Origin of the sequence: Kitasatospora sp. NPDC058162 (genome assembly GCF_042884005.1) — a bacterium.
In the GTDB taxonomy this organism is placed as follows: Bacteria; Actinomycetota; Actinomycetes; order Streptomycetales; family Streptomycetaceae; genus Kitasatospora.
This window is the reverse complement of record NZ_JBHVUS010000002.1, coordinates 156467-174559: the sequence shown is the minus strand read 5'-3', so window position 1 is coordinate 174559 and position 18093 is coordinate 156467. Positions and strand designations below refer to the sequence as shown.

General features: G+C 75.7%; 17 protein-coding genes and 1 pseudogene. 10 read left to right on the top strand and 8 right to left on the bottom strand.

Annotation, left to right across the window (positions count from 1 at the left end):
• Window positions 1-139 precede the first annotated feature (139 nt).
• The 3 genes from ACFVXG_RS04330 to ACFVXG_RS04320 all read right to left on the bottom strand — a co-directional run bounded on the left by ACFVXG_RS04330 (window position 140) and on the right by ACFVXG_RS04320 (window position 2855).
• Window positions 140-919: a 2,3-dihydro-2,3-dihydroxybenzoate dehydrogenase gene (locus ACFVXG_RS04330; protein ID WP_387924185.1), complete on the bottom strand. Its 780-nt coding sequence runs from the start codon at window positions 917-919 to the stop codon at window positions 140-142.
• 243 nt (window positions 920-1162) lie between these two features.
• The gene (locus tag ACFVXG_RS04325) at window positions 1163-1690 is read right to left on the bottom strand and encodes a GNAT family N-acetyltransferase (RefSeq protein ID WP_387924183.1); all 528 of its coding nucleotides are present in this window, start codon (window positions 1688-1690) and stop codon (window positions 1163-1165) included.
• 22 nt (window positions 1691-1712) lie between these two features.
• Window positions 1713-2855: a CapA family protein gene (locus tag ACFVXG_RS04320; RefSeq protein WP_387924182.1), complete on the bottom strand. Its 1143-nt coding sequence runs from the start codon at window positions 2853-2855 to the stop codon at window positions 1713-1715.
• Window positions 2856-3182: 327 nt separating this feature from the next.
• Between ACFVXG_RS04320 and ACFVXG_RS04315 the strand changes: the two are divergent.
• The 5 genes and pseudogenes from ACFVXG_RS04315 to ACFVXG_RS04295 form a co-directional block, all read left to right on the top strand.
• Window positions 3183-3620 (top strand): annotated as a pseudogene (locus tag ACFVXG_RS04315) (universal stress protein); the annotation flags it as partial.
• Complete coding sequence (locus ACFVXG_RS04310; protein WP_387924859.1) at window positions 3606-3959, top strand: dsRBD fold-containing protein; 354 nt, start codon at window positions 3606-3608, stop codon at window positions 3957-3959. The pseudogene ACFVXG_RS04315 and the gene ACFVXG_RS04310, both read left to right, overlap by 15 nt.
• An 85-nt stretch (window positions 3960-4044) precedes the next feature.
• Window positions 4045-5334 (top strand): M48 family metalloprotease, encoded by a 1290-nt coding sequence (locus ACFVXG_RS04305; protein ID WP_387924180.1) that lies wholly within the window; start codon window positions 4045-4047, stop codon window positions 5332-5334.
• Window positions 5335-5377: 43 nt separating this feature from the next.
• A complete protein-coding gene (locus ACFVXG_RS04300; RefSeq protein WP_387924178.1) occupies window positions 5378-5800 on the top strand; it encodes a MarR family winged helix-turn-helix transcriptional regulator in 423 nt (140 codons plus the stop codon).
• A gap of 241 nt (window positions 5801-6041) precedes the next feature.
• Window positions 6042-7148: a PP2C family protein-serine/threonine phosphatase gene (locus ACFVXG_RS04295; RefSeq protein WP_387924177.1), complete on the top strand. Its 1107-nt coding sequence runs from the start codon at window positions 6042-6044 to the stop codon at window positions 7146-7148.
• A gap of 24 nt (window positions 7149-7172) precedes the next feature.
• On the opposite strand, the gene ACFVXG_RS04290 is transcribed toward ACFVXG_RS04295, so the two are convergent.
• The gene (locus tag ACFVXG_RS04290; protein WP_387924175.1) at window positions 7173-8585 is read right to left on the bottom strand and encodes an ABC transporter substrate-binding protein; all 1413 of its coding nucleotides are present in this window, start codon (window positions 8583-8585) and stop codon (window positions 7173-7175) included.
• Window positions 8576-9163, bottom strand: coding sequence for a hypothetical protein (locus ACFVXG_RS04285; protein WP_387924173.1), 588 nt, complete (start codon window positions 9161-9163; stop codon window positions 8576-8578). The genes ACFVXG_RS04290 and ACFVXG_RS04285 overlap by 10 nt, the downstream gene beginning before the upstream one ends.
• Window positions 9164-9279: 116 nt before the next feature.
• Between ACFVXG_RS04285 and ACFVXG_RS04280 the strand changes: the two genes are divergently transcribed.
• The 4 genes from ACFVXG_RS04280 (at window position 9280) to ACFVXG_RS04265 (ending at window position 13656) form a co-directional block, all read left to right on the top strand.
• Window positions 9280-9894: a hypothetical protein gene (locus tag ACFVXG_RS04280; RefSeq protein WP_387924172.1), complete on the top strand. Its 615-nt coding sequence runs from the start codon at window positions 9280-9282 to the stop codon at window positions 9892-9894.
• 4 nt (window positions 9895-9898) lie between these two features.
• Complete coding sequence (locus ACFVXG_RS04275) at window positions 9899-11875, top strand: ABC transporter permease (protein WP_387924171.1); 1977 nt, start codon at window positions 9899-9901, stop codon at window positions 11873-11875.
• A gap of 331 nt (window positions 11876-12206) precedes the next feature.
• Window positions 12207-12932 (top strand): ABC transporter ATP-binding protein, encoded by a 726-nt coding sequence (locus ACFVXG_RS04270; protein ID WP_387924169.1) that lies wholly within the window; start codon window positions 12207-12209, stop codon window positions 12930-12932.
• A gap of 52 nt (window positions 12933-12984) precedes the next feature.
• Window positions 12985-13656, top strand: coding sequence for an ATP-binding cassette domain-containing protein (locus tag ACFVXG_RS04265; RefSeq protein WP_387924167.1), 672 nt, complete (start codon window positions 12985-12987; stop codon window positions 13654-13656).
• Window positions 13657-13682: 26 nt separating this feature from the next.
• Here ACFVXG_RS04265 and ACFVXG_RS04260 read toward each other — a convergent pair whose 3' ends face one another.
• The 3 genes from ACFVXG_RS04260 to ACFVXG_RS04250 all read right to left on the bottom strand — a co-directional run bounded on the left by ACFVXG_RS04260 (window position 13683) and on the right by ACFVXG_RS04250 (window position 16479).
• Complete coding sequence (locus ACFVXG_RS04260) at window positions 13683-14459, bottom strand: GNAT family N-acetyltransferase (protein WP_387924165.1); 777 nt, start codon at window positions 14457-14459, stop codon at window positions 13683-13685.
• 228 nt (window positions 14460-14687) lie between these two features.
• Entirely contained in the window at window positions 14688-15464 is a 777-nt protein-coding gene (locus ACFVXG_RS04255; RefSeq protein ID WP_387924163.1) for an SDR family NAD(P)-dependent oxidoreductase, read from the bottom strand.
• An 85-nt stretch (window positions 15465-15549) separates the two neighbouring features.
• A complete protein-coding gene (locus tag ACFVXG_RS04250; protein WP_387924161.1) occupies window positions 15550-16479 on the bottom strand; it encodes an NADP-dependent oxidoreductase in 930 nt (309 codons plus the stop codon).
• Between the two features lie 165 nt (window positions 16480-16644).
• Between ACFVXG_RS04250 and ACFVXG_RS04245 the strand changes: the two genes are divergently transcribed.
• Window positions 16645-18051, top strand: a complete 1407-nt coding sequence (locus tag ACFVXG_RS04245) for a LuxR C-terminal-related transcriptional regulator (protein ID WP_387924159.1) — start codon at window positions 16645-16647, stop codon at window positions 18049-18051.
• Window positions 18052-18093: the final 42 nt, after the last annotated feature.

Sequence of the window (18093 nt, the reverse complement as noted above, 5' to 3'; positions counted from 1 at the left end):
TGTTCTCTCCAGTCTGGGACAGGTCTACGGTCTGCCGGTCTTGCGGTCCAGCGGCCTGCGGTCCACCGGCCTGCGGCGGCTCCGTTCGGCGGGGACGCCGCACAACGGGGATGCCGCACAGCGGACGGCCGGGGGCGTCTCAGGCGCGCAGGGTCGCGCCGCCGTCGACGTACAGGTCGTGCATGGTGATGTGCCGGGCCCGGTCGGAGGCCAGGAAGAGCACCGCCTCCGCGATGTCGGCGGGCTCGGCGATCCGGCCGAGCGGAATGCCGACCCGCCAGGCCGCCAAGTCACCGTCTATCACGCGCCGTTCGGCCGCCTCGGCGTCATCGCCCCACAGCCCGCGCTGCATCTGCGTGTCGGTCGAACCGGGCGAGACCACGTTGCAGCGCACCCCGGAGCGGGCGAGCTCCAATCCGAGGCAGCGGGTGAACATGGTGGCCGCCGCCTTGGACGCCGCATAGGCGGCCATCCCGGCCCGCGGCACCCCGGCGGCATTGGAGCCCACGGTGACGATGGCACCCTTTCCCCGCTCGGCCATCCGGCGGCCGACCGCCCGGCTGGTGTGGAACACCCCGGTGGTATTGACAGCGAAGGTCTCCGCCCAGTCGGCGTCGGCGAGTTCGACGATCGGCCCGGCCCGTAGGACACCGGCGACGTTCACCAGCACCCCGACCGGCCCGAGTTGACGCTCAATCAACTCAACTCCGTCATCAACCGCTTGGCCATCAGCGACATCCATCACATACGGGTGCACCCCGCCGGACTCCGCCGCGAGCCCGGCAAGCGGACCGGCGTTCCGGTCCACCGCCGCGACGACGGCCCCCTCGGCGACCAGCGCCCGGACCACGGCCGCGCCGATGCCCTGCCCGGCCCCGGTGACCATCGCGACGACACCGTCGAATTCGGACCGCTCCACAGGACATCCCCTCCGACAGCATTGTTAGGCAAGCCTAACCTAACACAATTGTTCGCCTACGCCGAGAGTCCGTTCGACAGGCCCTTCGAGACTCCTTCCGACAGTCCTTCCGACGGACCTTTCGCTACCTGGCCCCCCGTCAATCCACCCGGGCACGCGAAGAGGCCGCCCGCCCCGAGAAAGGGTCAGACGGCCTCAGGTTCTTCTCGCCGAGCCGGACCCGGAACCGGCTCGGCGGGTGCGTCAGCTCCGCGGCCCGGCGGTGTAGATCCAGTCGAAGCCGTCGTACCCCGGCCCGTCCAGGTGCTCGGCGCGGTGCAGGCCGGCGCGGAGGGCGACGCGTTGGGAGGGGAGGTTGTCGGGGCGGATGCGGGCGATCAGGGGGAGGTCGAGGACGTGGGCGGCGGACCACTCCACGACGGCGCCGACGGCCTCGGTGGCGTAGCCGCGGCCCCAGGCGGCGGGGGCGAAGCGGTAGAAGAGGTTGAGGACGGGCCGGCCGGCGAGGTCCATCGGTTTGACGCCGCAGAAGCCCAGCACCACTGCGGCGTCATGCGGGCGGACCGTCCAGTAGCCGAAGCCCCGGTCCTGCCAGAGGGCGTCCCAGCGGACGTAGCGCTCCGACGCTTCGGCGTGGGTGGTGAGTGCGTCGGAGGGGTTGTGGTGGCAGGCGGCCGGGTCGCGGTGGATGGCGAGGACGGCGTCGATGTCGTCCTCGGTCGGGCGCCGCAGCGACAGCCGACGGGTGGTCAGTTCCTCGTGTCCGTCCACCGGTTGATGGTACGGGGCGGCCTCAGTGCGCGGCCGGGGGCGGGGTGAGGCCGGCGCAGCCGCGCAGGCCGTCGCGGCGCTTGAGGGCGGCCTCGGCGGCGGCGCCGGTGACCGGCTGGGGGATGCCCTTGTCGTCGATGGTGGCCGGGGCGAAGGCCTCGCCGGTGACCTTGCCGTCGGCGGCGAGGGTGAGGGTGGTGACGCCGGTCTCGTTGGAGAAGGCGTAGTTGGAGGTGCCGTACCAGAGGAAGTTGCCGAAGCCGTACCCGATGTAGGTGTTGCCGAGCATGCCCGAGCCGACCATGGTGTGGGCGTGGGTGCCGACCACCGCGGAGGCGCCGACGGCGGCGAGCTTCTTGGCGACGGCGGTCTGGGCGCCGGTCGGGCAGGCCTTGCCCTCCTCGCCCCAGTGCAGGTAGACGAGGACGACCGGGGCCTGCTGCTTGGCCGCCTGCACCGCCGAGACCAGGGCGGGGACGTCCAGGGCCGAGGCGATGCCGGGCTTGTTGGCGCCGGCCCGCCACTTCTGGTTGGTGATGTCCTCGACCTGGCTGGCGGCGACCACCGCGACCTTCACCCCGCGCACGGTGGTCAGGTACGGGGCGTACGCCTCCTTGGCGTTGTGTCCGACGCCGAGCACCGGGATGGGCGAGGAGTCCTTGGCGGCCAGGGTGTCGGCGAGGCCGTCGGCGCCGAAGTCGACGGCGTGGTTGTTGGCCATCGAGACGACGTCGACGCCGGAGTCCTTGAGGACGGACAGCGCCTTGGGCGCGGTGCGGAAGGTGTACGTCTTCGGCTCGGGCGCGCCGCGGCCGGTGATCGCGGTCTCCAGGTTGAGCACGGAGAGGTCGGCGTCGGCGAGGGTGCGGGAGATCGGGCCGAGGGCCTGCTCGGGCGGCTGGACTGATAGCCGGGACTGGGTGCGGCCCTCGAAGTGGACGTCCCCGGCGAAGGCGACGGTGATGGTGCCGTCGGGGCGGGGCGCGCCGCCCTTGGTGGGGGCGGCGGCGGGGGCCGTGCCGGTGGTCGCGGGGGCGGTTCCCGCCGGGGGTGCGGCCGCGGACGGGGCGGTCGCCGCCGAGTGGAGCGCCGGGTCGTCCGGCCCGCAGGCGGCGACGGCGGTCAGCCCGACGAACACGGCGACGGCAGCCGCGGCACGGCGCATGAGTGGTTCCCCCCGGAGGTCGATGCAAGGCGGTCAGCCTACGCCACCGAATCGGCACCGCTTAAGCCCGTCCCCACAACATTCCGGACACAAAAGGACACCACCGGTCGCACCGGGCATCTGCGCCCCGCCCCGCACCGACCCAGCCCCGCACCAACCGGGCCCCACGCCTACCGGGCCCCGCCACCGACCCGGCCCGTCCGTCCCGATCCCCCGCCCCACCGGGCCACCGCGTCCCTGGCGCCCCCGCCCGGCGGCGCGCAGCGTGGAGGAGGAGGCCGCCGGCGGGACCGCCCGGCCGCGCCCGGCCGCCGGAGGAGGTTCGTGATGGCCAGCAACCAGCCGGCCCCCGGCCGGGAGTGCCGGATCGTGGTCGGGATCGACGGTTCGGAGCCGTCGAAGGCGGCGTTGCGCTGGGCGGTCGGCCAGGCGGTCCTCACCGGGGCCGTCGTGCACGCGGTGGCGGCCTGGGAGTACCCCTCGCTGTACGGGTGGTTCGCGCCGATGGTGGACGAGGGCTTCGAGCAGGCCGCCCACCGCACGCTGACCGCCGAGGTCAACGAGGTGGTCGGGGCGCAGCGCCCGGTGGAGGTCCGGGAGAGCCTGGTGCTCGGGCACGCCGCCGAGGTGCTGCTGGACGCGGCCGAGGACGCGGACCTGCTGGTGCTCGGCAGCAGCGGCCGGGGCACCTTCGCCCGGACGCTGCTCGGCTCGGTGTCCACCCGCTGCGCGGTGCACGGGGTCTGCCCGGTGGTGATCGTCCGGCCGGACGGTACGGCCTCCACACCGCGGCGGCCGTCGGCCGTCACGGCGGTCGCGGCGGTCGCGGCCGACGAGGGGGCCCCGGCAGCCGCCCGGACCAAGGACTGGCAGCTCAGCCTGCACGTGGTCGAGCACCGGGACACCACCCGGGTGCACGCCGTGCTGGACGCCGACGGCACCGTCCTGCACAGCGACACCCTGGCCCGCCGCAACCCGCGCGACACCCCGGCCCCGGCGGTCGGCGACGAGTTCGCGGTCGGCCGGGCCCTGGTCGACCTCGGCCACCAGCTGCTGCGGGCCGGTGTCCACGGCGCGACCGGTCCGGCGGAGTCGGAGGGGTGAGCGCAGGGCGCACCCCGGGGACGGGTCCGGCACGGGCACCGGCCGTCTCGGGTCCAGCACGAGCACCGGCCGTCTGCAGTGGTCCATGCTGGACCCGCCCCTCTTCACCCTTCACCCCGCCCTCGCCGGAGCCACCCTGCCGATGAACCAGCCCGACCCGACCCCCGCCCCCGCCCACACCCCCGCCCCCGACTTCACCCCCGCCGAGCGCGCCCGCGGCCGCGCGCTGCGCCGCGCCCAGCTGCCGTGGGCGCTCGGCGGCCGACTGGCGGGCCTGGCACTGACCCTGGTGCTGGGCCTGACCCCGGCCGGTGCCGCGCTGGTGACCGCCACCGGCCACTGGTTCGGCGGCTCCCGGACGGCCGGGGTGCTGGCCGGCGCGGCGGCCCTGGTGGTGCTGGGCCAGGCGCTGCAGCTGCCCTTCGGCGCGGGGGCACGCACCGTCCGGGCCCGGTTCGGACTGGTGACCCAGGGCTGGGCGGGCTGGGCGCTGGACGCCGTGCGCTCGTTCGGGTTGACCCTGCTGCTGGTCCTGCCGCTGGTGCTCGGCCTGTTCGCGCTGACCGCGTGGTCGCCGCGGCACTGGTGGCTCCCGGCGGCGGGGGCGGCGGCGCTGCTGACGGTGGCGCTGTCCTTCCTCCACCCGCTGCTGATCGAGCCGGTGTTCAACCGCTTCGCCCCGATGCCGCCGGGCGAGCTGCGGACGGCGCTGCTGGCGCTGGCCGAGCGGGACGGCGTACGGGTGGCGGACGTCCTGGTGGCGGACGCCTCCCGGCGGACCACCGCGCTGAACGCGTACGTCTCGGGGTTCGGCGCGACCCGCCGGATCGTCGCGTACGACACCCTGCTGTCGGCCGCCGAGCCGCGCGAGGTGGAGCTGGTGGTGGCGCACGAGCTGGGGCACGTCAAGCACCGGGACGTGCCGCTCGGCACGGCGCTCGGGGCGGTGGGTGCCGCCGTGGCGGTGGCGGTGCTGGGCCTGCTGGCGGACTGGCACCCGCTGTTGGCGGCCGCCGGGGCGGACGACGCGGCCGACCCCCGGGCGCTGCCGCTGCTGGCCGCGGTGGCGGCGCTGCTCGGCGCCCTGTCGGGGCCGGCGCAGTGTGCGGTGAGCCGCCGGATCGAGGCCAGGGCGGACCGGCACGCACTCGAACTGACCGGGGACGCCGAGCAGTTCGTGGCGATGCAGCGCAGACTGGCGGTGGTGAACGTCTCGGATGTCGACCCGCCGCGGCTGCTTGAGCTACTGTTCGCCACTCACCCGAGTGCGACCCGCCGGATCGCGGCCGCCCGCGCCTGGCAGGCCGGGCGGGGCCTGGCGGCGGGCCCGGCGGCCGGTGGGCCGACGGCGGGGACGCGCCCGACCCCGGGGTGAATCCGTTGTATAGTGCAACAAATCCCGAGGAGGTAGGTACGCCGTGCCCGGCCGCGAGTCGTCCATCGACACCATCCAGCGCGAGCTGACCGCCTTCGCCCGCCGTGCCCGGCACAAGGCCTCCCAGCTGCACCCCGACCTCTCCCTGGTCACGTACAGCATCCTCGACCTGATCACCGAGCGCGGCGGCTGCCGGGCCGCCGACGTGGCCGCGCACTTCATGCTCGACAAGTCCACCGTCAGCCGCCAGGTCACCGCCCTGGAGAAGCTCGGCCTGCTGCGCCGCGAGACCGACCCGGACGACCAGCGCGGCCAGATCCTGCGCGCCACCGAGGCCGGACTCACCCTGCTCCGGGACGCCAACGAGCAGCGCCGGATGTCCTTCACCGCCCGCTTCACCGACTGGTCGGACGAGGACGTGGCCCGCTTCGCCGCGTACCTGGCCCGCTACGGCGAAGAGGGCTGACCCAGGCCGGAACCCCGGCCCGCACCCCCGCCCGTACCCGCACCGGCACCCGCGCCCGCAACCCCCGCCCGTACCTGCACCGGCACCCGCACCCGCACCCCCACCCGTACCCGCCCGCCCCCGCCCCGGGGTGCGCCCCACCGCCCCCACGGTGTACAGAGGAGAGGTGCCCCTCCGGCAGCGTCCCGATGACCCGCGTCCCCGCGCCCGCCGCCGCTCCTGGCGGCCCGACCGCCGAGTGATGACGGCGCTGCCGCTCGCACTGATCGTCGTGATCACCGTCGTCGACGTCCTCTCCCCGCCGGAGATCCACCTCGGTCCGCTGCTGATCGTCGCCCCGGCCCTCACCGCCTCCATCGCCGGCCCCCGGGCCACCGCCGGGGTCGCCCTGCTGGCCCTCGCCGCGCTCACCGTCATCGGCGCCGTCCGGGACGGCCTGACCAGCGCCAACATCGAGACCCAGCTGAGCGCCCAGGTGGTCGTCTCGGCGCTGATCGTCGGCCTGCGGGTGCTGCGCGACCGGCACGAACGCGAACTGGCCCGGGTGCGCTCGGTCTCCGAGGCCGCCCAGCGGGTGCTGCTGCGCCCGCTGCCGGACCGGATCGGGCCGCTCCACCTGGCCTCCTTCTACCTGGCCGCCGAGGCCGAGGCACAGGTCGGCGGCGACCTGTACGCGGCCGCCCGGACCACCGACGGCACCCGGCTGCTGGTCGGCGACGTCCGGGGCAAGGGGCTGTCCTCGCTCGGCGACGCGGCCCTGCTGCTCGGCGCCTTCCGCGCCGCCGCCCACCTGCACGCCGACCTGCCGGGCCTGGCCGAGTACCTGGACGGCAGCGTCTGCTGGGACCTCGCCCAGCTGGCCGAAGCCCGGCGGGCCGAACGCTCCCGGCACCAGCACCAGTACCAGCACCCGGACGAGGAGGAGCCGGACGAGGGCGGCGAGTCCTTCATCACCGCCGTCCTGATCGACATCCCCGACGACGGCACCCACGTCCACCTGATCGACTGCGGCCACCCGCCCCCGCTGCTGCTGCGCCCGGACGGCGTCACCACGCTCACCACCCGCAACCCCGCACCGCCGCTCGGCCTCGGCGAGCTCGCCCCGGTCTCGTACGAGGTGCAGACCTTCCCGTTCCACCCCGGCGACCGGCTGCTGATCTACACCGACGGGGTGATCGAGGCCCGGGACGCCCAGCGCCGCTTCTACCCGCTGACCGAGCGGGTCACCGCCTGGCAGGCCGAGCGCCCCAACGTCCTGCTGAGCCGCCTGCGCCGCGACCTGCTCGCCCACGTGGGCCGCCGGCTGGACGACGACGCGGCGATGGTGATGGTCGAGCGGCTCCCCTGACGGCGGGGGGGCGTGGGCGGACGGTCAGGGCCGGTACGGCAGCTGCGGCACCTCGAAGCAGTCGGTGGTCATGGCCGGCACCTGGGTGACCCAGCCGCCCCGCCCGCCCCCGGCGGAGTCCTGCCAGCGGGCGACGTTCAGGCAGGCCCGGGTCGGCCCGCTCGGCGGCGGCCGCGGCACGAAGGAGGCGGGCAGGATCAGCCCGTGCGCGTCGTAGGGCTCGGCGCGGTTCAGGAAGGCCTCGACGCAGGCCCGGGCCGGCGCGGCCCCGCAGGAGTCCAGCGCGTCGGTGAGCCACTGGGCGCCCGCCCAGCCCTCCAGCTCCCAGGCGGACAGCTGCCCGGCGCGGTCCGGGTAGTAGCGGGCCATCGCGGTGCGGAAGTCGTGCACGGCCGGGTACTGCTCGTCCTCGTAGTTCAGGCTGGACGACGTCGCCCAGAGCGCGTTGCGGCAGTTCGGCGAGGAGGCGTAGTCGGTGCGCACCGACTCCGACCAGTTCTGCACGGTGGTCACCTTCGCCGCGACCGCCGCCCCGGCCTCGTCCAGCGCCCGGCAGAGCGCCGCGTTGCCGCGCGAGTCCATCGCGTCGAAGAGCAGCTGGGAGCCGTCGGCGTGCACGGCCGCGGCCACCGCCTGGAAGTTCGGCAGCGCGAAGTCCACCGTCTGGAGCAGCACGCGGTAGCCCTCCGCCTCCAGCCCGGCCTTGAGCTGTCCGGCGTAGCGGGCTGAGTCCGCCTGGTTGTAGGCGACCACGGCGGCGCTGCCGGCGCCCAGGCGCTGCTTGAAGAAACGGAACACCTCGGTGCTCTGGTAGAGCGTGCCGTTCCAGCCGACCGCCCGGCCGTCGCGCGGGGCCGCGCTGCCGTAGATCCCGTACAGGTGCGGCCAGCGGTCGTACGCGGTGCCGATCGGCTGGCCGCCGACGTCCGGCACCCCCTTGCCGCTCACGTACGGCGCGCCCGCGTAGTCCAGCACGCTGCCGCTGACGAAGGCGAGGACGTGCGCCTGGTCGATCAGCCGGTGCACGCAGTCCTGGTTGCCGATGCCGCTGCCGCCGTCGTCACAGGTCACCAGCCGGACGGTGCGCCCGTGCAGGCCGCCGCGGTCGTTGAGGGCCTGGAAGAACGCCTGGGCGCCGTACCGGGGGCCGCTGAACACCTCGCTGCCGACCGGGCTGGTGAGGGAGGTGACGATGCCGATCCGGATCTCGGTGGCGGACACCCCGGTGTCGGAGGCCGGGGAGCCGGCCCCCGGGGAGCCCGCTCCCGGGGTGGGCGTGGCGCGGGCGGCGAAGGCACCGTCCGGCAGCCGGGTGCCGCAGCCGGCGAGCAGCGGGAGCAGCAGGGCCAGGACGGACATCAGCATCCGCACACGGCCGGGCCGCCGACGCGGGGGTGCGTCGGCGGCCCGGCCGCGCGGCGGTGCGGTCAGCTGCATCCGGGGACCGGGGTGCCGCTCGCGCCGCCGGCCTGGGTGAGCAGCCCGCACAGGGTCGAGCGGGAGACCTTCCAGGTGCCGTTGTCGAGGACGGCCTGGCCGCTCGCGCTCGGCTCGACCACGGTGCTCTGGAGGGAGAGCGCGTAGGTCACGGTCGCGTCGGCGGCGTCGGTGAACGCGACGCCGTTCACCTTCGCCTGCACCTGGCCCACCCGCGGGTCCTGCGAGAAGCCCTGGAGCACCGGGAGCAGCGCGTCACCGCCCTGGAGCAGCTTGGCCTTGTCGGCGATCGGGGTGGCCGGGTCGAAGAACTTCTCCCAGTTGGCGGTGATCTCCGCCGTGGCGGCGGCCGGGTCGGCGGGGGCGGTGCCGGTGGCGCTCGCGGTGGCACCGGCGCTCGCGGTGGCGCCTTCCGTAACACTGGCGCTCGCGGTTACGGCCGGCGAGGAGGCCGAGGAACCGGACTTGCCGCTACTGCACCCGGCCGCCGTGCCCGCCAGCAGCAGGGCGAGCAGCCCGCTCGCCGTCCGCAGGAGGGGGCTGCCGCCCCCGTGGGTGCCGCTTCGCGTCACGCGCATGGTGTTCCCTCTCGACTGCGCCGCCCGGGCCGGTCGCGGTGCCCCCGTGCGGTGCCCCGGATGCTGTTCCAGGCCGATCCTGGAAACGTCTCAAGTGACACCATGAAGGCGGATCCATGGACGAATCGCAATCCGACGGAGAAATCACCCGTAACGCCCCGAGGGTTTCCCCCGTCCGGCGCGGTGCCCGGCTGCTGCGGACCGCCCGGGGCGGGCGCGACTGGGCCGGGTGGCTGCTCGTCGCGGTCGGGGCCGTGCTGTGCGTGCTCGGCTGGTACGGGGTCTCCGGCGAGCGCTTCGTCGAACAGCAGGTCCCCTATCTGGCCTCGTCCACCGTCCCCGGCGCGGCCCTGATCGTGGCCGGCGCCGTACTGGTCGCGCTGCGGCCGCAGCCCCCGCGCGGGGAACTGACCGACCGGCGGGTCGAGCGGCTGTACAACCTGCTGGTGGAGCCCGGGACGGAGCCGGGGCCCGCACCCGACCCGACCCCGGCGGACCGGCCGGGCCCGCTCGCCGTCCCCGAGGGCACCCGCTACCACCGGCCCGACTGCCCGCTGGTCACCGGCAAGGCCCGGGCCGCACCGGTGGACGCGGCCGCCGTACGGGAACGGGGGCTGACGCCCTGCCCGCTCTGCTCGCCGGACGCCCCCGGCGCTCCCGGCGCGCCCACCGCTCCCACCGAGCCCGCCGCGCCCACCCGTCCGGGCGAAGCCGCCCCGCCGAGCGGCTGAACCGATGACCGTACTGCTCACCGCGCCCGACTCGCTCGGCCTCACCCTCGACCTCGCCCTCGCCGGACTCACCGTCGGCAGCGCCGCCGCCCTCAGCGGCATCGGACTCGTCGTCTGCCACCGCGCCACCGGCGTGCTCAACATCGCCCAGGGCGCCCAGGCCATGGCCGTCGCCTACCTGCTGCGCGACCTCGTGGTCGTCCGGCACTGGCCGGTCTGGCCCGCCGTCGCCTGCTGCCTGCTGGTGGTCGCCCCCGCGCTCGGCGTGCTCCTCGACGTCCTCGTCCACCGCCCGCTGCAACGGCGCGGCGCCGGACCTGCCGAGACCATGGTCGCCGGGCTCGGCGTGTTCGTGCTGCTCATCGGCGTCGCCGTCCTGCTGTGGGGCCCGGCCCCGCTGGCCGGCGCCCCCAGCCCGTTCGGCGGCGCCCCGATCCGGCTGCCCGGCGGACACACCCTGCGCCCCGACACCGTCGCCCAACTCGCCGCCATCCTCGTCCTTGGCCTCGCCGTCGCCGCCACCACCCGCTGGACCCGCCTCGGCCTCCACCTGCGCGCGGTCGTCGACGACCGCCGGCTCGCCGCCCTCACCGGCGTCGACTCCGACCGGGTCTCCGCCATCGGCTGGGCCTTCGGCACCTTCACGGCCGGACTCGTCGGCATCGCCCTCGCGCCCTACCTGCTGCTCGACCCGTACGGGCTGCCGCTGCTGGTCATGGAGACCATGGCCGTCGCCGTCGCCGCCCGGCTGCGCAGCATCCCCGTCGCCGTCGCCACCGGACTCGGCCTCGGCATCGCCCAGTCCGAACTCACCCGGCTCCGCCCGACCGGGCAACTCCTGCCGCTGGTCGAGGCCGTGCAGTCCAACCTGTTCGTGATCGCGCTGCTCGGCACGGCCCTGCTCGCCGGGCCCGGCATCACCGGGGAGGCGGGCACCACCGCACCGCTCGCCGTCCTGCCCCGCCGGGCCGGCGGGGGCTCCGGCGGCTCCGGCGGCTCCGGCGGGGGTCGGCTGGCCGGAGCCGTCTGCCTGGTGCTGCTCCTGCTGCCGTTCGGCTTCCGGGGCAACGACCTGCGCAGCGCCCTGCTCGTTCCCGCCCTCGCCCTGGTGCTGCTGTCCATCGTCGTCGTCACCGGCTACGGCGGGCAGATCTCCCTCGGCCAAGCCGGCTACGCGGGCCTCGGCGCGCTCGGCACCGCCCTGCTGATGAGCGGTCGCGTCCCCGGCCTGCCCGCGCTGCCCGCCGCCCCCGCCCTGCTCCTCGCCGTCCTCGCCACCGCCCCGCTCGGCCTGCTCACCGGCTGGCCCGCGATCCGCCGCCGCGGACTCGCGCTCGCCCTCGTCACCTTCGCCGTCGGCACGGCAATGAGCCGCTTCGTCTTCCAGCAGCCCTACGCCACCACCGGGCTCACCCTCGACCGCCCCTCCTACCTCACCGGCGACCGCGCCTTCTACCTCGCCGAACTCCTCCTCCTCGGCCTCGGCCTGCTCGCCGTCCGCGCCCTCCACCGCGGCCGCCTCGGCCGCGCCCTCACCGCCATGCGCGACCACGAGGCCGGGGCGGTCGCCGCAGGCGTCGACGTACCGGGCCTCAAACTCCTCGCCTTCGTGGCCGGCGCCGCACTCGCCGCCCTCGGCGGCGGCCTGATGGGCCTCGCGGGCCGCGCCTTCGACGCGGCCTCCTTCGACCCCGTCCGCGGCCTGCTCTGGTTCGCCGCCGTGGTCGTCGCGGGCGCCGACAGCGCCCTCGTCGCCGTCCTCGCCGCAGCCCTGCTGATCGGCCTCGACGCGGGCACCGTCACCGGCGTCTCCGCCGTCGCGGTCGGCACCCTCGCCGCCACCATCGGCCGCCTCCCCGGCGGCCTCGCCGCCCTCCCCACCCGCCACCGAGCCCGCACCCGGGCACTCCCACCCCTGCCCCCAGGCCACCTCAGCCCGACCGGCCAACGCCTACGGGCCGCCCTGGAGCGCCGCCGATGAACCCCGAGCAGACCCGCACCCGGCACGGAGCAGCGGCGGCCAGAACTCCACCCGAAAGAAAGCGAGTTGAGACGATCCCCATGCCCCACCCGACGACAAGGGCACGGGCGGACAGTGGGCCGATTCCCCCGCGCCGACGGAACGTCGCGCGCCTCACGCCCACGGCCGGTGAGCGCACCGACTCCCCCGCACCGTCCGAGGCGGCGCCCACCACCCCGGCCGCGCCCCGGGCCGAAGGCGCCCGGGGTGCGGCGGGCCCCGGGGAGCGGTCGATGGGCCGACTCCACTGCACCGCCCGGGCGTCGACCACGGCGGGCCGTGGTGGGGCGTCGTGAGTGCGGCGCGGTTGACGGTGCGGGGGGTGGTGCGGCGGTATGGGGGGATCGAGGCGGTGGGTGGGGTGGATCTGGTGGCTCCGGGTGGGCGGATCACGGCGTTGATCGGGCCGAACGGGGCGGGGAAGAGCACCTTGTTCGACTGTCTGGCGGGGACGGTCCGGCCGGATGCCGGGCGGGTGTTGCTGGGTGGGCGGGATGTGACCGGGCTGGCCGCGCACCGGCGGGTGCGGCTCGGGTTGGCGCGGACGTTCCAGCAGATCGCCGTCTTCCCCACCCTCTCGGTGGCCGACAACGTCCGGGTGGGGGCGGAGCAGCGGCGGGGCCGGGTGGAGGCCCGGGCGGTGGTGGAGCGGACGGAGCGGGCGTTGGGGCTGCTCGGGTTGTCGGGTCTCGCGGACGAGCCGGCGGGGGTGCAGCCCACCGGGGTGCTGCGGTTGGTGGAGTTGGCGCGGGCTTTGGCGGGCGGGCCCCGGGTGCTGTTGTTGGACGAGCCGGCGGCGGGGCTGGACGCCGCCCAGACGGGCCGTCTGGTGGCCGTCCTGCGCGGCCTCGCGGAGCGCGGGATGGCGCTGCTGCTGGTCGAGCACGATGCCGAGTTGGTGGCCGAACTCGCGGACTCCGTCTACGCGATGGCGCAGGGCCGGGTGGTGGCGGCCGGTCCGACGGCGGCGGTGCTGGCGGACGCCCAGGTCGCCGAGGCCTGGGGTGGTCGGCCGTGAGCGCCGAAGTTACGTGCAGAGAGGCCCACTTGGCCGATCCGGAGGTGACCGCATGCCCGTAGCCGCCGCCCTGCGCGCCGCCCGGGTTCGGTACGGCCCGTTGGAGGCGTTGCACGGCGTGGACCTCGCCTTTCCCGCCGCCGCCGTCACCGTCCTGTTGGGCCGCAACGGTTCGGGGCGCACCAGTGCGCTGCACGCCCTGGCGGGGGTGGTGCCGCTGTCCGGGGGGCGGGTCACCTGGCGGGGGCGGGACGTCACCGGGCTGTCCGTGCACCGGCGGGTGCGGATGGGGCTCGGGCTGGTGCCCGCCGAGCGCGGGGTGTTCGGTTCGCTCACCGTGGCCGAGCACCTGGAGCTGGGCGGTGCCGGGCGGGCGGAGGTGCTGGCGGCGTTCCCCGAGCTGTCCGCGCTGCTGCCCCGCCGGGCGGGCACACTGTCCGGCGGTCAGCAGCAACTGGTGGCGGTGGGGCGGGCGTTGGCGGCCCGGCCCGCCTTGCTGCTGCTCGACGAGCCGGAGCGCGGGCTGGCTCCGGCGGTGGCGGCGCGGTTGCACGCCGTGCTGCTGGCCGGTGCGGTCGGGGGCCGTACGGTGGTGCTGGCCGCGCAGTCGCTGCCGCGTTCGCTCGCGGGGGCGGCCGTGGTGCACGTGCTGCACCGGGGCGAGGTGGTGTTCTCGGGTGAGCCGGGGGAGCCGGTGCCGGGGCGGTTCTCGCCCGCCGGGTGAGGATCCCCGGCCCCGGCCGAAGGGCCCTACGGCTGGTACAGGTACGGCGTGGTGGTGCTGAGCCGCGCGAAGCCGAGCCGCTCCAGGATGGGGCAGCTCTGGTCGCTCGCGTCGACCTGGAGGTACTCGTAGCCGAGTTCGGCGGCGATGCGGGCGCGGTGGGCGACCAGGGAGCGGTAGATGCCCCGGCCGCGCCAGCCGGGGACGGTGCCGCCGCCCCACAGGCCGGCGAAGCCGGTGCCCGGGATCAGCTCCATCCGGGCGCCGCTCACCGGCTGGTCGCCGGCCAGCGCGACGACCATGAGGATCGTCTCCGTGTCGTGCCGGAGGGCGTTGAGCAGGCGCCCGCGCAGAGCGGGGTTCTCGCGCTCGAAGGCCAGCTCGTCGGCCGCCATCATGAGGTCCACCCCGGCCTCGTCGGTCACCGGCTCCAGCCGGACGCCCTCGGGCGGCGCCGCGTCGGTGGGCAGTTCCGCGATCCGGGCGATCATCAGCGCCTCGTCCGGTTCGGCGGTGAACCCGGCGGCGTGCAGCCGGCGGCCGAGGTCGGCGGGCCGGTCGTGGGCGTAGGTCTTCCACTCGAACTCCAGGCCCAGCCCGGAGAAGTGGGCCACCTGCGCGGCGATCTCGGCGTCCGCCCCGGCCTCGTCCAGGCCGGACCAGACGACGCCGTTCCAGGCGTGCTCGCCGCCCACTTGGCGCACCACGGCACCGTCGCGCTCGACGCGGACGCCGGGGCCGTCCGGCTGCGCGTCGCGCCGGATCCGCTGGTCGAACAGGGCGAGCACGTGATCACGATCCATCCGACCACTCCAACACGGTGCCCGGGCGGGCGCCACCGGTTTTCCCGCCCGCCGGCCCTCCCGACCGCCCATCCGCCGGCCCTCCGGATCGCCACGGGACGGGCTGGGATACCGCCCTTCCCCGTCTGGGTCCGTGACGTCGGAACGGCGGTCGCGGAGATCTGACTGGACTCCGAGACCCACTGACCGTCCGTCCGACCGCCCGACGGGCGGACGCCCTCCCCGGCGCTACTGCGCCAGGTACCCCCCGTCGACCGGCAGGACGGCCCCGGTGATGAAGGAGGCCTCGTCGGAGGCGAGGAAGAGGACGGCGGCGGCGACCTCGGCCGGGTCGCCGAGGCGGCCCATCGGGTGGAGCTTCTCGATCGCCTCGAGGTACTCGGTCCCGCCGGGCTCGTCCCGCAGCCGGGCGACCCGCTCGGTGCCGATGGTGCCGGGGGCGACGGCGTTGACCCGGATGCCGCGGTCCGCCCATTCGACGGCGAGGTGCTTGGTCAGCCCGGAGGCGACGAACTTCGCGGGCCCGTACACCGCCTGGCCGCGCTGGCCGGCCTCGCCGGAGATGGAGGACAGGCAGACGATCGAGCCGCCGGGCCGCTCCTGGGCGAGCATCGCCTCGATCGCGTACTTGCAGGTGAGGAACATGCCGCGGCCGTCCACGGCCATCACCCGGTCCCAGTCCTCGGCGCCGGCCTCGGTGATGTCCATCAGCGGGATCACCCCGGCGTTGGCCACCAGCACGTCGATCCGCCCGTGCCGTTCGACGGCCGCCCCGACCATCCGGCGGGCGTCCGCGTCGACGGACACGTCACCGACCACCGTGCTGACGGCCGCCGGGAACCGCTCGGCCAGCCGGCCCAGCCCCTCGGCGTCGAGGTCGGTGGCGACCACCGACGCGCCCTCCCGGACGAAGCGTTCCGCGACGGCCCGGCCGATGCCGCTGGCCGCGCCGGTCACCACGCAGGAACGGCCGGCCAGCCGCCCCGCCGCGTTCGAAGTCACCATGGCGGGACTCTACCGAGCGCGGCGGCGCGGGGCCCGGATTCCGCACAACGAGGAGGGACGGCCCCGGACGGACCGCGACCACCGTTCAGACGGCGAGGACGATCTTCCCCCGCACGTGCCCGGCCTCGCTGATCCGCTGCGCCTCCGCCGCCTCCGCCAGCGGGAGCACCCGGTGCAGCGGCAGCCGCAGGGTGCCCGCCGCGTGCAGGGCGAGGGCGGCCGCGAAGGCGCGCCCGTGGTACGACTGGCCGTCCTCGGCACCGCCCGAGAAGCGCACGCCGTGCTGCTGCGCGCCCGCGATGTCGGCGATCGTCACCACCCGCTCGGCGCTGCCGGTCAGCTCGATGGAGAGCGGCAGCACGTCGCCCTTGCCGGCCGCGTCCAGCACCCGGTCCACCCCGTCCGGCGCGACCGCCCGCACCCGGTCGGCCAGGCCCTCGCCGTAGGTCACCGGGACGGCGCCGAGTTCGCGCAGGTAGTCGTGGTTGGCCTCGCTCGCGGTGCCGATCACGGTGATGCCGCGGGCCCGGGCGAACTGGAGCAGCAGGGTGCCGACCGCGCCCGCCGCGCCGTGCACCAGCAGCGTCTCGCCGGACCGCACGCCCAGGAGGTCGAGGACCCGCTCGGAGGTCTCGGCGGCGACCGGGATCGCCGCGGCCTCCTCCCAGCTCAGCGTGGCCGGCTTGGCCGTCAGCAGGTCGGCGTGGAGCAGCGCGTGCTCGGCGTAGCCGCCGCCCATCAGGGCGCCGAACACCTCGTCACCGGGGGCGAAGGCGGTGACCTCCGGGCCGACCGCCTCCACCACCCCGGCGATCTCGTAGCCGGGCACGGCGGGGAAGGTGACGGGGAAGAAGCCCTCCATCGCGCCGCTGCGCACCTTGTGGTCCAGCGGGTTGACGCCCACGGCGCGGACCGCGACCCGCACCTGGCCGGGCCCGGGGGCGGGCAGCTCGAGCTCGATCGGGCGCAGCACGTCCGCGCCGCCGTACTGGGGGAAGGCGATGGCCTTGGTCATGGAAGATCCTCGCTTCGTCCGGACGTTGTGCCGTCCGGGAGTTGTTCGCTCCGACGGGATCCATCCTGCGGCGCGGGACGCACCTCCCCGGCCGGCCGTTCGGACAGTTCGACCTGGCCGAAGGGAGGGGCTGCGGACGGCGGCCCCCGAACTAGGGTGGACGGCATGGACGTGGAGAACGCGCAGCGCGCGCAGGACGTGGGGCACGCACAGGGCGCGCAGGGCGCACAGGGCGTGGGCGACCCGGCCGAGGCCTGGCAGGAGCACTGGAGCCGCCCCGAGGACGCGCTGGCCCGCGCCGTCGAGGTGCTGCGCGCGCCCCGGCCCGATGTGGTGCCGCGGCTGTCCGAGGCGATCCGCACGCTCGTCCCGCACACGGCGATCGCCCACCTCAGCGGCGTCTGCACCTACTCCCCCGCCAACGCCCACGGCCCGCAGGAGCTGGTCGCCAGCCTGACCGGGCTGGAGCTGTCCGGGCTCGCCGAGCGGGCCGCCGGGACCACCTCGACCGGCCGGCCCTGGCAGGGCGAGGCCGAACTGGCGGGCCGCACCCGGCCGGTGGTGGTGATCGCCGCGCCGGCCGACGACAAGGAGGTGCTGCTGGTCCTGGTCCGCAGCGACGCCGCGCCGGTGCCCGCCGGTGCGCTCGCCGTGCTCCAGCAGCTGTGCGAGCTGGTGATCGCCCACTCCGAGCACCGCGCCACCGACGCCGCGCCCACCCAGGCGATGATCTCCCGCACCGCCGCCGTCACCCGTGCCCGGACCATCGCCGAGTTCACCGGCACCCACAGCGCCGCCCTGACGGCCGTCCTGGCCCCGCTGCGCTCGGCCGACCTGGACGACGCCGCCGCCCGCCGGGCCGCCACCGACCTGGCCGTCACCGCCCTGCTCGACCTGCGCCGGGCCGCCGACCTGGACCGGGTGCTCAGCGAGGAGCCCGCCGACGCCGCCTTCGCCCGGCTCGCCCGCGAACTGCGCCCGCTGCTGCGGCACACCGGGGTCCGGCTCGACCTCGCGCCGCCGTCCGACACCACCCGGTCCATCCCCGCGGACACCGCGCACACCGCCCGGGCCGCCGTGCAGTGCGCCGTCATGCTGATGATGGAGCAGGAGAAGCCCGAGCGGCTGCACCTGAGTTGGCAGTTCACGGCGGACGGCGCGCTGCGCACCGTGGTGCGCGACGACGGCCTCGGCCTGCTCGCCGCCGACGCCCTCGCCGTGCACCGCACCGCCGACCGGATCACCGCGCTCGGCGGCCGCTACCAGGTCGAGTCCGTCCCCAACTGGGGCACCACCGTGACGGTCGAGCTGCCGCTCGGCCTGCCCTCGCCGGCCGCCGTCACCGATCCGCTGGACGGGCTCCAGCCCCGCGAACTGGAGGTGCTCGACCAGCTGGCCCAGGGCCGCCGCAACCGGGACATCGCCGCGGCGCTGCACATCAGCGAGTCCACGGTGAAGTTCCACGTCGCCAACATCCTGGCCAAGTTGGGCGTCGGCTCGCGCGGCGAGGCGGCCGCCCTCGCCCACCGCGCCGGGATGCCCGGCGGCGCGCGGCTGCACGTGGCATCCTGATCAAGATCCGCCGCCGCCACACCCGTCGGGACACCCGTCGAC

What these genes read in the sequence shown, in the direction of transcription:
- ACFVXG_RS04320 (WP_387924182.1), bottom strand. Translation starts at nt 2,855, where the DNA reads ATGCGCCGTGCCGCGGCTGCCGTCGCCGTGTTCGTCGGGCTGACCGCC.
- ACFVXG_RS04305 (WP_387924180.1), top strand. Translation starts at nt 4,045, where the DNA reads ATGCTGGACCCGCCCCTCTTCACCCTTCACCCCGCCCTCGCCGGAGCC.
- ACFVXG_RS04295 (WP_387924177.1), top strand. Translation starts at nt 6,042, where the DNA reads ATGACGGCGCTGCCGCTCGCACTGATCGTCGTGATCACCGTCGTCGAC.
- ACFVXG_RS04290 (WP_387924175.1), bottom strand. Translation starts at nt 8,585, where the DNA reads ATGCAGCTGACCGCACCGCCGCGCGGCCGGGCCGCCGACGCACCCCCG.
- ACFVXG_RS04285 (WP_387924173.1), bottom strand. Translation starts at nt 9,163, where the DNA reads ATGCGCGTGACGCGAAGCGGCACCCACGGGGGCGGCAGCCCCCTCCTG.
- ACFVXG_RS04280 (WP_387924172.1), top strand. Translation starts at nt 9,280, where the DNA reads ATGGACGAATCGCAATCCGACGGAGAAATCACCCGTAACGCCCCGAGG.
- ACFVXG_RS04275 (WP_387924171.1), top strand. Translation starts at nt 9,899, where the DNA reads ATGACCGTACTGCTCACCGCGCCCGACTCGCTCGGCCTCACCCTCGAC.
- ACFVXG_RS04265 (WP_387924167.1), top strand. Translation starts at nt 12,985, where the DNA reads ATGCCCGTAGCCGCCGCCCTGCGCGCCGCCCGGGTTCGGTACGGCCCG.
- ACFVXG_RS04260 (WP_387924165.1), bottom strand. Translation starts at nt 14,459, where the DNA reads ATGGATCGTGATCACGTGCTCGCCCTGTTCGACCAGCGGATCCGGCGC.
- ACFVXG_RS04255 (WP_387924163.1), bottom strand. Translation starts at nt 15,464, where the DNA reads ATGGTGACTTCGAACGCGGCGGGGCGGCTGGCCGGCCGTTCCTGCGTG.
- ACFVXG_RS04250 (WP_387924161.1), bottom strand. Translation starts at nt 16,479, where the DNA reads ATGACCAAGGCCATCGCCTTCCCCCAGTACGGCGGCGCGGACGTGCTG.
- ACFVXG_RS04245 (WP_387924159.1), top strand. Translation starts at nt 16,645, where the DNA reads ATGGACGTGGAGAACGCGCAGCGCGCGCAGGACGTGGGGCACGCACAG.